Origin of the sequence: Methanolobus sp. (assembly GCF_016278385.1) — an archaeon.
In the GTDB taxonomy this organism is placed as follows: Archaea; Halobacteriota; Methanosarcinia; order Methanosarcinales; family Methanosarcinaceae; genus Methanolobus.
This window is the reverse complement of sequence record NZ_JADQBY010000049.1, coordinates 1-15,684: the sequence shown is the minus strand read 5'-3', so window position 1 is coordinate 15,684 and position 15,684 is coordinate 1. Positions and strand designations below refer to the sequence as shown.

General features: G+C 44.4%; 9 protein-coding genes. All 9 read right to left on the bottom strand.

The window, feature by feature from the left end:
- Positions 1-8: 8 nt before the first annotated feature.
- Complete coding sequence (locus QZZ23_RS14455) at positions 9-1,148, bottom strand: radical SAM protein (protein ID WP_292471558.1); 1,140 nt, start codon at positions 1,146-1,148, stop codon at positions 9-11.
- A gap of 228 nt (positions 1,149-1,376) precedes the next feature.
- Positions 1,377-2,759, bottom strand: coding sequence for an ATP-binding protein (locus tag QZZ23_RS14450; protein WP_292471555.1), 1,383 nt, complete (start codon positions 2,757-2,759; stop codon positions 1,377-1,379).
- Between the two features lie 160 nt (positions 2,760-2,919).
- Positions 2,920-4,101, bottom strand: a complete 1,182-nt coding sequence (locus QZZ23_RS14445; RefSeq protein ID WP_292471553.1) for an argininosuccinate synthase — start codon at positions 4,099-4,101, stop codon at positions 2,920-2,922.
- Positions 4,102-4,126: 25 nt separating this feature from the next.
- Positions 4,127-7,351 (bottom strand): carbamoyl-phosphate synthase large subunit, encoded by a 3,225-nt coding sequence (gene carB, locus QZZ23_RS14440; RefSeq protein ID WP_292471550.1) that lies wholly within the window; start codon positions 7,349-7,351, stop codon positions 4,127-4,129.
- Positions 7,351-8,448 (bottom strand): glutamine-hydrolyzing carbamoyl-phosphate synthase small subunit, encoded by a 1,098-nt coding sequence (gene carA, locus QZZ23_RS14435; RefSeq protein ID WP_292471547.1) that lies wholly within the window; start codon positions 8,446-8,448, stop codon positions 7,351-7,353. The genes carB and carA overlap by 1 nt, the downstream gene beginning before the upstream one ends.
- A 93-nt stretch (positions 8,449-8,541) precedes the next feature.
- Complete coding sequence (locus QZZ23_RS14430) at positions 8,542-9,543, bottom strand: DPP IV N-terminal domain-containing protein (protein WP_292471545.1); 1,002 nt, start codon at positions 9,541-9,543, stop codon at positions 8,542-8,544.
- Between the two features lie 82 nt (positions 9,544-9,625).
- Positions 9,626-11,527, bottom strand: a complete 1,902-nt coding sequence (gatE, locus tag QZZ23_RS14425) for a Glu-tRNA(Gln) amidotransferase subunit GatE (protein WP_292471542.1) — start codon at positions 11,525-11,527, stop codon at positions 9,626-9,628.
- Positions 11,528-11,654: 127 nt separating this feature from the next.
- The gene (locus QZZ23_RS14420) at positions 11,655-12,974 is read right to left on the bottom strand and encodes a 4Fe-4S binding protein (RefSeq protein ID WP_292471539.1); all 1,320 of its coding nucleotides are present in this window, start codon (positions 12,972-12,974) and stop codon (positions 11,655-11,657) included.
- On the bottom strand, positions 12,971-15,325 hold the full coding sequence (gene hdrA2, locus QZZ23_RS14415; RefSeq protein WP_292471537.1) for a CoB-CoM heterodisulfide reductase HdrA2: 2,355 nt from the start codon (positions 15,323-15,325) through the stop codon (positions 12,971-12,973). The genes QZZ23_RS14420 and hdrA2 overlap by 4 nt, the downstream gene beginning before the upstream one ends.
- Positions 15,326-15,684 lie beyond the last annotated feature (359 nt).

The window sequence follows — 15,684 nt, the reverse complement described above, 5'->3', positions numbered from 1 at the left end:
GCTAGATTTCACTTAACAGTTCCCTGAACGGGATTGTCGGATTTTTCTTCAATTGTAGTTTTTGACTGTGGCAATATATTTATAAAATTGATACGACATGCTTTCTTTTCTCCACATGCAGTTGCCTGGGATCTGTAGTTATTTGCTATCTGACCTTCCCATACATCGATGAAAAGACAGTCCTTTATATTTCCAAGGATCGCATGAGGTATGGATGAGCATATCAAAACATTGCCTTCTGGCGAGATATATGCAGTTTCGAATCCTGCTCCGCATGTGTTATGTCTATTTTTTCTCAGTTTTTTGTCCCCTTCAATAACAGGCTCAAAATCAAAATCATCACTGGATAATTCTACAAAGATTCCATACCTCTTACCAAGGGTAATAAGATGGTGCATTGCTTTTTCTGTGGGCAGATATCCAAGCAAGTCCGAATTTTCTTCAAGGAGAGCATTGCCAGCTTCTTTTATCACAGCAGCTTTCAGATTCGTGATACCTACTTCATTCAGGTCCTTGAACAGATATTCAAGATTGTTATGGATATTTTTTCTGTGGGTCATTCGTACAGATACGGGTACTTCTGTCAGTAACAGATTTTTGAGTCCTTCAATGGCCATTTTATATGCCCCCACTCCTCTGATATCATCATTAATTGGCTTCCAACCATCAATACTGATTCTGATGTCACGTACATTCAGTTCTGCAAGTTTTTTTGCTTTCTCCATGGTTATGAGGGTTCCATTACTCGCAATGATGGTATTTAATCCGGCATCCTGAGCACATTTTATTATATCGAAGATACGTGGGAGTATAAAAGGTTCTCCTCCAGTGAACACTATTTCCAGAACACCAATTGAGGCTAGCTCATTGAATAATTGCTGTATTCTCTGAAAACTAAGTTCGTTTGTGTTCACAGCATCCGGGGATGAGGAAGTGATGCAGTGCCGACATCTTAAATTGCATCTGTATGTTGGATCAAAGTATACTCTTAGGGGTGCTCCTTCAGTAAATGTTGGAAGATAGAATGTGTTAATCTGTGTGGCATTTTCAGGCATAACATAGTGAATTTGCCGGGAGCCAATTTTGTAAAATAATTCTTCATTATCAAAACGTCTTCTAATGTATTCTATCTTTTCATTTTGGCTCAAATTACCACCAAATCTTACTTAAAAACGGATACATTGATAAAATGCTTGTTTTGTTTCTCTACATTATTAATATAATTTTAATTTTAGTTACTTTTAAAACATATTATTAAAAAAGTAAAAAATGTAGGGAACTTAAATAATCCGTATTGTTTCTACTGAAGAAACTGCGATAAAGACAAGATTCAGCAGTTCTGGACAGGAAGTTTGAAAAATTGTGATTTTATGATCCTATAGAAAATCCTCTAGTTCCCACACAAAGAAGCCTTCTCTCTCAATCTCGTCACGATTTTCTATTTTCCTGGCAGCAATCCCTATTTTGCACTCCATACCGGCAACTTCCCCGATAAGTTTCGTTTTCTCTTTAGTAGCATTAAGAATACGCTTTGCCTCATTCCTGGTAAGTTCCTTATTCTTTATCTCCACTGCCAGAACATTTTTCTTTTCGTGGTTTATAGCCAGAATATCTATTTCATCACCCTTTCGATTCCACCAGCTTCCAATTTCAGGATATTCAGATAATATTTCCTCACTTATCAGTTCTCTGATAATATCCTCAAATAATTTTCCTGTGTAGCTCTGCCACTCCTGCAGGACTTTTTCCATGATTGGATCATAGTTACCTCTCATGTACTGGCTTAATGAAGGGTACATGAAATGGCCATAGAATCTGAAGAAATTATCTTTGAGGAAATACCGGCCTCTCTTACTCTTTTTCGGGCTATCGGTAATCGGTATCAGGTACTCTGCTATCCCGAGCAGGTTTGTAAGGTCATAGAAATATGGAGAAAGAGAACTTGATGATACGTGTGTCATCTCCGATATCGCGCTCATGGAACATTTTCCCTGTGATATCGCAGATATTATCTCATAATAAGTAGAGTGCTCCTTACCGAATTCTTCGATGAGGATGTCTCGTACCTCATCCTTTAGCGGTGCGAACTCGCTGAACACGAGCTTTTCGAGCGCATCAAGAAAACTGGAACACTGGTATTTTTCGAACAGGCGGTAATAGTAGACCGTTCCTCCAAAGAGGAAGTACAGGTTCAATTTTTCCTGCTGATTCGTGATACCCATATCATCAAGCATTGCAAAGGTCTCGTGAACCGTGAAAGGCCGCAAGGTCAGTATGTTGTCCGCACGCTTAAAGAGCGGAGCCTGCGCCTCAATGAATATCTTTCTGATCATTCCAATGGAAGAACCAGACACGATAAGAAAAACCCTGCAATTATCAGTTTTCATGTCCCAGTATCGCTGGAGCTGGGTGATAAAGGAAGGATGTATCTTAAGGAACCTCTGGAATTCATCGATGGCTATCACTATATCCTTGTCATAGGATGTGATGAATTTGAGGAAATTTTCTGGCTCTTTAACATTTATGTAATCCGGCAGGTCAAGTTCTTCCCTGAGCATCCTGTCGAACTCGTCCATGAGTATGTCTATGCTCTTGTTGCTGTCAACAAAGAAGTAGAGTGCTTTTCTGCTTTTGCTGAACTGTTTGATAAGCTCGGTTTTCCCGACTCTCCTTTTGCCGGTTATTACAAGGAAGGACGGCTTGCTTTTGTCAAGCAGTTCCATGAGTGCAAGTTCGTTTTCCCGGTTGTAGAATTCCATAATGATTATTTTTGTAACCATTATATTTATAATCATTGTTTGGAGGTGTGATGGATAAATGAGAAATTATATCCAATGTAAAATAGCGGCATAAAAATAAAGAAATTTCTGTAAAGATAGTATTTCCAGAAAAATAAGAATAAGAAAGTGAAGTTGACCTTCACTTATCAACAACTTTCCTGTACATCCTTGCCTGGAAACCATGATACTTGGCAAAGCCTTCAGCATCTTTCTGGTTGATGGTTGCACTGTCAAAGGACACGAGGTCTTCTGAGTAAAGTGCAAATGGGGATGTACGTGCGAGTATGATGACACTGCCTTTGTGCAGTTTCACGGTCACAGTACCGCTTACACGTTCCTGTGTCTTGTTAATGAAAGCGTTGAGGTCTGCGTAGAGTGGTTCATCCACAAGACCGTAGTAGGCAAGTTCTGACCACTGCTCGTCCACACCTTTCTTGAATTTCAGCTCTGCCCTTGTGAGTACAAGCTTTTCGAGGTCTTTATGGGCTGTAAGAAGCACTGTGGCCGCAGGGTGCTCGTAGTTCTCACGTGCTTTAAGTCCAAGAACACGGTCCTCGATCATATCGGTCCTGCCGATACCGTGGGAACCTGCAATTTCATTGAGCTTGATGATAAGCGTCACACCGTCCATCTTCTCGCCATCAAGGGAAACAGGGACACCGTTCTCAAAACCAATAACCATGGTCTGTCCGGCAGGTGCTGACTCAGGGGAAACGGTCCACTGGTAGATCTCCTCAGGAGGAATGAATCCTGGATCTTCCAGCTTGCCACCCTCGATACTGCGGCTCCAGATATTCTCATCAACACTCCATGGCTTTGCGGTTGTAACACTCACAGGTATGCCATGCTTCTTTGCATACTCTATCTCCCATTCACGGGTGAGGTTCATGTCCCTCATGGGTGCGATAACATCCAAATCTGTCATGCGGAAAACCGCTTCAAAACGAAGCTGGTCATTACCCTTGCCGGTACAACCGTGTGCAAGTGCAACAGCTCCTTCCTGTTCTGCTATCTCAACAACCTTCTTAGCGATAAGAGGACGTGCAATGGATGTACCCATGACATATCCTTCATAGTCACCATTGGCCCTGATCAGTGGGAAAATGTAGTCATTGACAAACTCCTCACGCACATCGAGTGTGAAGTGCTTGTTGCTGATCTTCTGTGCCTTCTCTTCAGCCTGTTTAACGTCTTCTTCCGGCTGACCTACATCTACTGCTACTGTGATTACCTCATCGTAGCCGTATTCTTCTTTAAGCAGCGGGATACACACGGAAGTGTCAAGCCCGCCTGAATAAGCAAGTACTACTTTCTTTATCATAATATCTGATCCTGAATTAGGAGACCTATACAATCTCCCTGTGATATTCATTTATTGATTTAACCTCGCCCTCACCCTGTTTCATGGAAACAATGGCATTGGATGCTGCAACTGCCGCCTGGATGGTGGTGATGTATGGTACCTTGAAATCAACTGCTGCACGGCGTATCCTTGAGCTGTCCTCACGGGAAAGCTTGTCATTGGGGGTGTTAATAACAAGTTCAACCTCATACCTGCGCATCATATCGATGACATTTGGGCTGCCGTCATGAACCTTCTTAACTATGCCCATCTCAATTCCATTTTCTGAAAGGAAATCAGCTGTGCCTTTGGTACCAAGAAGCTCGATACCTGCACTCACAAGCTTGCGTGCAACATCAAGAAGATCTTCTCTGTCCTCATCCTTTACGGATACAAAGACCTTTCCTGTAAGTGGAAGAAGGTTATCTGCACTAAGCTGTGCCTTGAAGAATGCCCTGCCATAATCAGAATCAATACCCATAACTTCTCCAGTACTCTTCATTTCAGGACTAAGTATGGGGTCTGCTCCAGGAAGCTTGTCAAAAGGCAGAAGTACTTCCTTCACAGAAATGTGGTTGACCTTAGGTTCGTTACAGGTTGAGTAACCCTGTTCTTCAAGGCTCTGTCCTATAATAACACGGGCTGCTATCTTCGCAAGAGGCAGTCCCACAGCTTTGGATACGAATGGGATGGTCCTGCTTGAACGCGGGTTTGCTTCAAGGACATATACCTTGTCCCCTTTCTGTGCCATCTGAATATTCACAAGACCTTTTACATTAAGAGCAAGACCGATCTTGCGTGTATAATCACGTACGATCTCAAGAACATCCTCTGAGAGTGACTGTGGTGGGATAACACATGCAGAGTCACCTGAGTGGACACCTGCTTCTTCAATGTGTTCCATGATCGCACCGATAAGCACGTCCTTTCCATCACATACAGCATCGACATCTATCTCAACTGCTCCCTCAAGGAAGTCGTCGATAAGGATAGGATGTTCAGGGGATACCTTAACAGCCTCACGCATGTATCGCTCAAGGTCATTCTGGTCGTAAACAATTTCCATTGCACGCCCGCCAAGCACATAGGAAGGGCGTACCAGTACCGGGTAACCGATTCTTGTGGCTACCTCAATGGCCTGTGCTTGAGAGGTTGCGTAACCTGCTTCAGGTTGGTTGATACCTATCTTGCTCATGGCCAGATTAAATTTCTCACGGTCTTCTGCCATATCAATATCTGCAGGTGAGGTACCAAGAATAACAGTCTTGAGGTCACTGCGTCTATTGAGTTCTTTTTCAAGAGGAAGTGCAAGGTTTACCGAGGTTTGACCACCAAACTGCACAAGCACTGCATCAGGATTCTCTTTGTCGATAACGTTCATCACATCTTCAAGTGTGAGCGGTTCGAAGAAGAGCTTGTCAGAAGTGTCGTAGTCAGTTGAGACAGTCTCCGGATTGTTGTTGATGATGTGAGCTTCAATTCCTGCTTCACGTATTGCTGCAACTGCATGAACAGTACAGTAATCGAACTCAATCCCCTGTCCTATGCGTATAGGACCGGAACCAAGTATCAGTATTTTCTTACGGTCAGAAGGCTCTGCTTCACACATCTGCTCGTAACATGAGTAATAATATGGAGTCTCTGCTGCAAACTCCGCAGCACATGTATCTACCATCTTGTAGGTGGATATGATGCCTGCATTGCGCCTCTGGTCATTGATCTCCTCTCGGGTCTTGCCGGTAAGTTCTGCAATACGCGCATCAGTAAGTCCAATGCGTTTTGCATCTCTTAACAGGTCATCGGAAACATTGCCGGAGAAACCTTCTTCCCTTATCATATCTTCCATGTCAATGATGTTCTTGAGTTTTCTGATGAAGAATATATCAATACCTGTTAGGCTGGATACATCCTCTATTGAAAAACCATTGCATAGGGCATGATACATCACAAAGAGACGCTCGCTTGTGGGTGTCTGGAGAAGAGTTTTGATCTCGTTATTTGACCACTCATCGGTTCCAAAGTCCATTTTTATGTCAAGGGAACGTACAGCCTTTAAGAGTGATTCTTCGATGCTACGTCCAATAGCCATTACCTCTCCGGTACTCTTCATGGCAGTGGTGAGGGTCTTGTCGGCGTTGACGAATTTATCGAATGGCCACCTTGGGATCTTTGTAACGACGTAGTCGATAGTCGGCTCGAATGATGCCGGTGTCTTCTTTGTCACGTCATTGAGGATCTCATCCAGTGCCATACCTATAGCTATCTTTGCTGTGACCCTGGCGATCGGATAACCGGTTGCTTTTGAAGCAAGGGCTGATGATCGTGATACACGTGGATTTACTTCCACGATACGGTAGTCGCCGTCCTTTAAAGCGAACTGGATATTACAGCCACCTTCGATACCGAATGCCCTGATGATCTTGATCGCAGCGGTCCTCAGCATCTGGTGTTCTTCATCATTGAGGGTCTGGGACGGTGTAACAACAATGGATTCACCTGTGTGAACACCCATAGGGTCAAGGTTTTCCATGTTACAGATGACTATACATGTGTCATTTGCATCACGCATGACCTCATACTCGAATTCCTTCCAGCCGAGTACGCTTTCCTCTATCAGCACCTGGCTGATACGACTGCGACGAAGTCCTCTTTCAGTGATCTCCAGTAGTTCTTCCTTTGAATGAGCGATACCGCCACCTGCGCCACCAAGGGTGTATGCCGGACGGATAATAAGTGGAAGTCCGAGTTCATCGATAATTGCCTCTGCTTCCCTGAGCGTGGATATTGCCCTGCTGCGAGGTACCTTTTCCCCGATCCTCTCCATTGTCTGCTTGAAGAGTTCACGGTCCTCAGTATTCTTTATGGCATCAAGTGGGGTTCCAAGTAACTGGACATTGTACTTTTCAAGTATGCCCTGCTCGGCAAGTTCACTTGTAATGTTAAGGCCGGTCTGCCCTCCGATACCTGCAATGATACCGTCAGGTCTTTCCTTTGCAATTATCTTTTCTACTGCTTTTACTTCGATCGGCTCGATATAGACCGCATCTGCCATCTCCGGATCGGTCATAATAGTTGCAGGGTTTGAGTTTACAAGCACAACCTGCAAACCTTCTTCCTTAAGGGACCTGCATGCCTGACTTCCTGAAAAGTCAAATTCTGCTCCCTGTCCTATCATAATAGGTCCTGAACCTATCAGGAGTACTTTTTTAATGTCTTCACGTTTTGGCATTATTTCTTCCCTCCTGCAAGTTTGAGCACCTTTTCAAAGAACAATTTCTCAGAATCCATTGGACCGGGGTGTGCATCCGGGTGGTACTGTACACTGAAGATGTCCAGGTACTTGTGAGCGATACCTTCCACTGTCTTATCATTGGTATTGTACTGTGTTACAGCCACTTCTGCCTCTTCGAATGAATCACCATCAACCGCAAAACCATGGTTCTGGGATGTGATGTGAACGATTCCGGTTTCAAGGTCCTTCACTGGCTGATTGGCACCCCTGTGTCCGAACTTCAGTTTATAGGTCTCAGCTCCCATTGCAAGGGAGATGATCTGGTGACCCAGGCATATACCGACTATTGGCAGTTCACCTGTGAAGTGTTTGACCGCAGAGATAGCATCCTGTGCCTGAGTCGGATCTCCGGGACCGTTTGAGAAGAACAGTAGGTCCGGGTCGTAAGACTCTATCGTTGAAACCGAGGAGTTACCCGGTACAACTGTTACGTCCATACCTCTTGCCAGCAGACTCCTTTCAATACTCAGCTTGCGGCCGCAATCAACAAGAACCACATTAATAGGGTTACTGGGGTCCCTGAGTGGGCTTTCAAGCTTAAATGGCTGCGGACAGGTTACCTGCGATATGAAATCGATATCTGAAATACTCTTTTGTGCACGGGCAATTTCCACTGCTTCTTCCCCGTCATCACTTCCATTGATGAGGGCTGCGCGCATTGTCCCGTGTTCACGGGTCTTTATAGTTAGCATACGTGTGTCCACGCCTGCAATGCCGGGCTTGCCTTCGTCCTCCATAAGCTCGAAAATGGTCTTCTTTGACATGTGGTGGGACGGCTCGGGACAAGCCTCCTTCACTACAAGACCTTCGGCTTTTACACCATCGGATTCAAAACAGTTGTCACTGACACCGTAATTCCCGATGAGAGGATAAGTGAACATAAGTATCTGGCCTTTGTATGAAGGATCTGTGAGTGCCTCCTCATAGCCAGTATATTGAGTTGTGAAAACAAGTTCCCCGGAAACGATACCTTCGGCACCGAAACCAGTGCCTTTTATAATTGTCCCATCTTCTAATCCTAGTACTGCATTCATCTTTAGAACCTGCGAAGAGATGTGATGAATAGGCTATAAGCGTTACGATGGGTTTGTTTATTTTTTGTAGAAAGTAAGGCAAAAATAGAAATATTATGATATCTTACGCAAAAAAGACCCTACGATAAGTACTACAAATCCGAAAGATGCCAAAAGGACTATAGCTATGAACTCTTTGGGCTTGCTTGCTGCATAGTCACGTAATTTTTTAACATATTCGTTATTTACTGCATTTTCATTATCTTCAGCATGGTTATCAGCAATTTCAAAATTGATCTCTTCGGTTTCAAGATTCATCACCCATATATTAAACTCTCCTTCCCTGTTGGATACATAGGCTATTTTGTTACCGTCCGGACTCCAGGCGGGTGCTCTTTCTGAAGAAAGATCACTGGTTATTTTTACATGTGAGTTTCCAGCAAGATCCAGTATCCACAGATCATGATCCCCACCAACATCAGATGCATAAGCTATCATCTTACCATCCGGACTATAGTCCGGTTCTACATTATTGTAGATGTCTTCCGTAAGCTGCACGGGCCTGACGTCATTGAGATCGATAGTAAATATGTCACCCATGGCAGAATAGACAATAGTACTCCCATCGGGACTCCATGAGGGTGAGCTCTCATCACCTATGGCATCCGTGAGCCTTACTTTGTCTGCGCCGTTTAGAGACATGGTCCATACATCGTAATTTCCGGATGTACGCGAAGTATAAGCCAGTTTGCTTCCGTGCGGACTTAACGAAGGTGCCCTGGAATCTGCATTTTCAGTAAGCTTTAATCCGTTGCTACCATCCGTATCCATCACATGAATACTGATATAGCGGGCAGAAAAGGCTTTTTTGCTTTCTGAAGCAAAATATATCTTTGTACCATCATCATTGAATTCAGGTTCCCCATCCCATCCCATGCCGTCGTAGAGTTTCTTCTGTCCTGAACCGTCACTGTTCATTATCCAGATCGCCTGTCTGGCTGCGTATACTATCTTTTCTCCATCCGGGCTCCATGCTGGATTATTGGCATTAGTAGTGTTTGTAAGTTTTACGTTACTGTCAATGACAACAGCTCCAAAAGCAGAAGATATAAACAATAATACAAAAGTAAGCAGGAAAAATCCCCTGCTTAAATATTTTCTAAACTGAACAGCAAAAAGAATATGCTTCATAAATATATTATTTAATTATATATTCATTAACCTTTTGTTTCAATAATTCGTTCAGAATCTTCCCGTCAACCTTTCCACGGATTTCTTTCATTACAATTCCCATAAGGGGTCCAACGGCTCCCATTCCTTTTTCTTTGACGAAATCCTGACGTTCTTTAACGACAGCTTCAACGATTCCTTCAACTTCAGACATATCAAGGGTTCCAAGTCCCATTTTTGAAGTTGCATCCTTTGCGGATAATCCCGGTTCAATGGCAATAGCTCTGAGCAGTCCGTCAACTGCTTCCTTTGCAACCCCTCCATGGGCAAGGAAAGTGAACACATCTATGAAATGTCTGTCCTCAAGTCTATCAATTTCCACTCCGTCTCGTTTCAGTTCCGGTAGTGTTCCTGTGAGTGTCCTTACCACAAGGGTTGCGTTGACATTGGTATTGTCACCAAGCAATTGCATTATTTCCTCAAAGAGAGGAAGATATGTAGAGTAGGCAATCTTTTCAGCAAGTTCCCTGTGAAGCCCGAAGTCCGCTTCAAAACGCTTTGCCCTTTCAGTGAGCAGTTCCGGTATCTCAATTGATTCAAAGTATTCTGCAGAGATGTTCACCTGTGGTACATCGGTTTCAGGATACATTCTTGCTGCACCTGGCAGTGGTCTGAGATAAGAGCTATTTCCATCAGGAAGTGCTCTGCGTGTTTCTTCAGGTACACCTTCAAGGGCTTCTTTTGCACGTGCGATCACACTTATCATGGCGCCTCTGGCACGCTCTTCGCGGTCTGCAACCATGATAACAGCGTCATTCTCACCGGCACCAACTTCTATTCGAAGTGCTTGCACCTCTTCTTCGGTAATGCCATAATTTGGAAGCTCGTCTGTGTGGAAGATGCCTCCGACACCAGATGTTTTTGCACGGTCTGAGAATTCAGTTCCAAGGCGTCTTCCTGGCTGTACATCTCTGCCGACAAATCCGCTAAATCCACGAAGGAGGACAGCGTAGACTTTGCCTTTCTTGATAGTCTTTTTGATAACCTTGGACTGTGTTTCACTGAAAAGTTCAGTTACATCAAATATAGTATCGCATACCGATGCATTTCGCTCAAGCAATTCATCCATCATTGCAAGGAGATTGACTTGACGCTCTACCTCAAGTTCAACCATGGTCTCTATCATATCCAGAGCCTGTACCCCTTTAAGTTCTACACGTGCACCTCTTGCAATGGATATGTTAACGTCTTGGCGTATGGTTCCAAGCCCACGCTTCACCTTTCCGGTCGAGCGCAGCAGCATACCTATCTGCTGTGCAGTTTCCTTAGCATGCGCCGGGGAAATTATATCCGGGTCAGTGCCAATCTCGACCAGTGGGATACCCAGACGGTCAAGAGAGTATATTATAGAATCCCCCTTGTCCTCTATCTTCTGGCATGCCTCTTCCTCAAGGCAGAGCACACCGACACCGACAGGACCAACGGAAGTACCCAGATAACCGTCCTTTGCTAGGAAAGCGGTTCTCTGGAAACCGGATGTGTTTGAACCATCGACAACGATCTTACGCATCATGTGCACCTGATCAACAGGAACCATGTTCAGAAGCTTTGTGATACTAAGGGCGATGTCAAGGGATTCCTTGTTGACCTCTGTGGGTGGTTCATCATCATTTTCTACAAGGCAGGTGCTGTCATATGCCTTGTAAATATACTTCCGCCTGAGCTTTGACTGCTCTAGGGCAGCTCTGTCTGTTTCTCCCATCTCACTTGCTGTGGGACGCAGATAGCGGAAGAATTCATGGTTGGACTCTTCGATGTTCCTTATCTGTGTAGGACACCTGCAGAAAAGTTTCTCTTTTGAATCGAGTTGCTGGTGAATCTCAAGACCGCATTTCAAACCCAGTTCAGCATAGTTGAATTTATCACTCATGGAAAATCTCACCGATATAAATGAATAATTGGAATTACTCGTAATTAATACTCGTATTATAGTAATTGTAACTTAGTAACTTAATATGTGGATATCTACTCAACAAAACGCACACGCATGTATATAGTTATTGTTTGCTTCCAGCTTCTATCTTTTCATGGAATTCTTCCTTTAGTTCGTCAGATGGGCTGTCCTCAAGCATCTTCCTTATTTTCACATTGTCCAGCAAGGGCTTTGCCTTTTCAATGCGTTCTTTTGCAAGTTTTAGCAGTGATCCGTCAATCTTTGGAAGTTCCACTTCAATATGTTCTTTGTGTTCTTCCTTTTCCACTTCAAGGGTTCTGGAAATATCGGGATGTTCTCTCTTCCCGGTGACCATGGAGTCAACTGCATCTCTCCATTGTTTGGCCCAGGGGGAATCAGGTATTTCTGTATGGTGTACCTTTGTACGTGTCACTTTCATCACGTCTTTTGGACATGCGTTGACACAGGCACCGCAGTAAGTGCAATAATCCTCTTTAATTGCTATCTTTGCTCCGTCTTCCGGAACGTACCAGAGATGAGAAGGGCAGACATTGAAACATCCATGGCATCCCTGCGGGTCACATTTGTCCACGTTGACCTCAATAAGGCTGAGCTCACCCTCAAACTGCTTTTTGATATCAACTGCATCATAGGGACAGACAACCTGGCACCAGGTACAGCGGGTGCATTTGTTATCATCAACGGTGACGATTCCTTCAATCTCAGGAGCCTCACCTATTTTTTCTCCTTTGACCTTTATTGCATCCTCGGGACACAGGTCCTGGCAGAGTACGCAGTAATCGCATTTGTCCTCGTCTACCAGTAGCATGTCAAATGGTCTGGGATCAGTAGGTTTTGTTTCTTTTTCCACAAGCAGGAAGGCATCACAGAACTCTGCACACAGCCCGCAAAAGTTGCACTTTTCAGTATCGATCTCTATATCACCTTCAGCATCTTCCTTGAAAGGTGCTATCTCCTCTTTTTTCGGGAAAGTGAACTCCACTTCTATGGCATCCTCAGGACATGCGGCTTTACAAAGCGCACATGGGAGGCATTTCTCGTTCATGTTGACATAGGAGTCATATACTGGGAATTCATCTTTCTCAGGGAGATCACCTTCCTCGGTCATTTTAAAAGCATGAACAGGGCAGAAATTTGCACACATGGAGCAGAATGTACACTTCTCAAGTTCCATCATTACAGGCGGAGCATCCAGTCCGGTGGATATTTCCTGCATTGGTCCAAGTTCAAGGGCTGTTGTGGGGCAAAGACCGACACAGATACCACAGCCAACACATCTCTTGTAGTCATAATCCAGGAATTTCACAGACTTGTTGCTTATCTGACGGTAGATGAAGTGGGAGCCATCTATGTCCATGTCCTTGTCTACGCAGAGGGAGCCTTCCCTGCATTCTTCTGTCACAGCTCTTCCTCCTTTAGCTCGGAACCGATAGGACCTATCTTTTCCAGATAGTTAACAAAACCTTCAATAGAATTGGCGAATCTCTCCCCTTCGGATGCCGATATCCATTCAACATTAAGTCGTCCGGGGTCTATGCCAACATCCGAAAGTACTTCCTGAAGGGCTTCCATCCTGTTCTTTGCGTTATAATTAGCAAAGATGTAGTGACATTCCCCAAGTCGGCATCCGGCAACAAGAACACCGTCTGCACCGCTTTCAAGTGCTTCAAGTACAAAAGATGGGTCCACACGTCCTGCACACATAACGCGAATAACGCGGATATTTGTCGGGTACTGTATTCTTGATGTACCTGCAAGGTCTGCACATGTGTAGCTGCACCAGTTGCAAAGGAAAGCTATGATCAGCGGGAATTCGGATTTGACTTCTGTAGCAGCACGTATCTGAGCAACTATCTGTTCATCGGTGCTGTTACGCATCCATATGGCATCAACAGGGCATGAAGCACTGCATGCACCGCATCCCATACACGAAAGTTCGTCAACTACTGCTTTTTTGTCAATAAGACTTATCTTGTTGAACTTGCAGACATCTGTACAAATACCACATCCTATGCACTTATCCGGGTTCACATGAGCACTGAGTGGGTCCATTTCGATCTCGCCCTTTGCCAGAAGTTGCATGGCCTTGGCGGCAGTGGCACTGCCTTGTGCTATTGATACCTGGATCTCCTTGGGCCCGGATGCACAGCCTGCTATGTATATACCTTTTACATGGGAATCAACTGGGCGCATCTTGGGATGGGCTATAGAAAAGAAACGGTCTGTACGTCTGGTGAGGTTCAGTACTCTTGATATCCTGTCCGCATCCTTGACGTTCTCCATACCGGTTGCAAGAACAACAAGGTCAGAGGCTTCTTCATATATCTCACCGTTCAGGGTGTCTTCATAACGCAGGTTCAGTTTTCCCTGTCCGTCCTGTAGTATCTCACCAACTTTTCCACGGATGAAGTTGATGCCCATCTCCTGGCTGCGGATATAGTATTCCTCGTACATCTCACCACCGGCACGGATGTCTATGTAGTGAATGGTAACATCAATGTCAGGATAGCGTTCCTTTAGAAGCTGTGCATTCTTCATGCTGGACATGCAGCATACTCTGGAACAGTAGGGGTTGCCAACTTTCTCGTCCCTTGAGCCTACACATTGTATGAATGATACTTTCTTTGGTATCTCCAGTGTTGAAGGTGAGAGTACTTTTCCTCTGGTAGGACCGGCAGCGTTAAGCAGGCGCTCCAGTTCCATGTTAGTGATTACATCGGGATAGATTCCATAGCCATACTCCTGCTTTCGGGATGCATCAAAATGACTGTATCCGGTTGCCAGTATTATGGCTCCAACGGTGAATTCAAGATTTTCTTCTTTCTGGTGGTAGTCTATTGCATCTGCCGGACATGCCTGTTTGCATAGTCCGCAGCCTACACAGTACTCGTTGTCAATATAGACAACCTGCGGTACTGCTTGTGGTATCGGCATATTGATAGCTTTTGTCTTTCCAAGTCCGCTGTCAAATCTGTTGGGTATTTCCACCGGGCAAACTCGGCCGCATTCGTCCACACAGCCTTTGCATTTGTCTTCTATGACATATCTGGGCTTTCGGGTCACTGTAACATGGAAATTACCCACCGGGCCTGTGACTTCGGTGACTTCTGCAAGCGTGATAAGATCGATGTTCGGGTGCTGGTTGACATCTGTCATCTTGGGAGCGAGCACACAAATTGAGCAATCGTTAGTGGGGAATACTTCGTTGAGCAGTGCCATCTTTCCACCAATGGTTGGTTCTTTCTCAACCATATGGACTTGATAACCTGAATTTGCAAGGGTAAGTGCAGCCTCTATTCCGGCAACACCGCCGCCGATAATCAGTACATCTTTTGTTACAGGCACTTTCTTGAGTTGCAACGGGTCCAGCAGTTTGAGTCTGGCTATACCCATCCTGATGAGGTCGAATGCCTTTTGGGTTGCCATCTGCGGGTTATCCATATGCACCCATGAGCACTGCTCACGTATATTGGCCATCTCCAGCATGAAAGGATTGAGACCTGCCTTTTCAAGCACTCTCTTGAAGGTCTGCTCATGTAGGTGAGGAGAACAGGCTGCTACCAGAATGTGATTAAGATTAAGGTCAGTTATGTCCTGGACTATGGAGTCCTGTCCCGAATCAGAACACATGAATTGTATGTTCTTGACCACTTTAACGCCATCAAGATCACTAACCTTGTCCCGAAGAGACTCGACATTTATTGTATGTGCGATATTAAGTCCGCAGTGACAGATGTATACTCCAATTCGCATATTGTTGGCTCCTTTTTGCAGGAAATGATGACTTTGTGGAAGATATAGTTTTGGATGTTCGGTGAAAAACCATTAAATTAGATTGCATTTCAACTTTTTGACACACTAAAATCAAATTTGCATTCTTACAACTGTGCATACTGGCAGTTTGATCAATGAATATAGTGGTTTAAACCTAGCGATACACGTTATTATTTATTTTATCTTCCTGTACAATCGTACACAGAAAATTCATATGGAGATGGTTTTTATGTCCTTTTCATCTTCCATTATTAAGCAGATTGAATACTTTTGTTTCAGTTGGTTTTAACTTGTAAGCCGAGAAGTCTCCTTTCGTAAGATGGGAGATGAAAGGCGTA

What these genes read in the sequence shown, in the direction of transcription:
- QZZ23_RS14450 (WP_292471555.1), bottom strand. Translation starts at nt 2,759, where the DNA reads ATGGAATTCTACAACCGGGAAAACGAACTTGCACTCATGGAACTGCTT.
- carA (WP_292471547.1), bottom strand. Translation starts at nt 8,448, where the DNA reads ATGAATGCAGTACTAGGATTAGAAGATGGGACAATTATAAAAGGCACT.
- carB (WP_292471550.1), bottom strand. Translation starts at nt 7,351, where the DNA reads ATGCCAAAACGTGAAGACATTAAAAAAGTACTCCTGATAGGTTCAGGA.
- hdrA2 (WP_292471537.1), bottom strand. Translation starts at nt 15,325, where the DNA reads ATGCGAATTGGAGTATACATCTGTCACTGCGGACTTAATATCGCACAT.
- gatE (WP_292471542.1), bottom strand. Translation starts at nt 11,527, where the DNA reads ATGAGTGATAAATTCAACTATGCTGAACTGGGTTTGAAATGCGGTCTT.
- QZZ23_RS14445 (WP_292471553.1), bottom strand. Translation starts at nt 4,101, where the DNA reads ATGATAAAGAAAGTAGTACTTGCTTATTCAGGCGGGCTTGACACTTCC.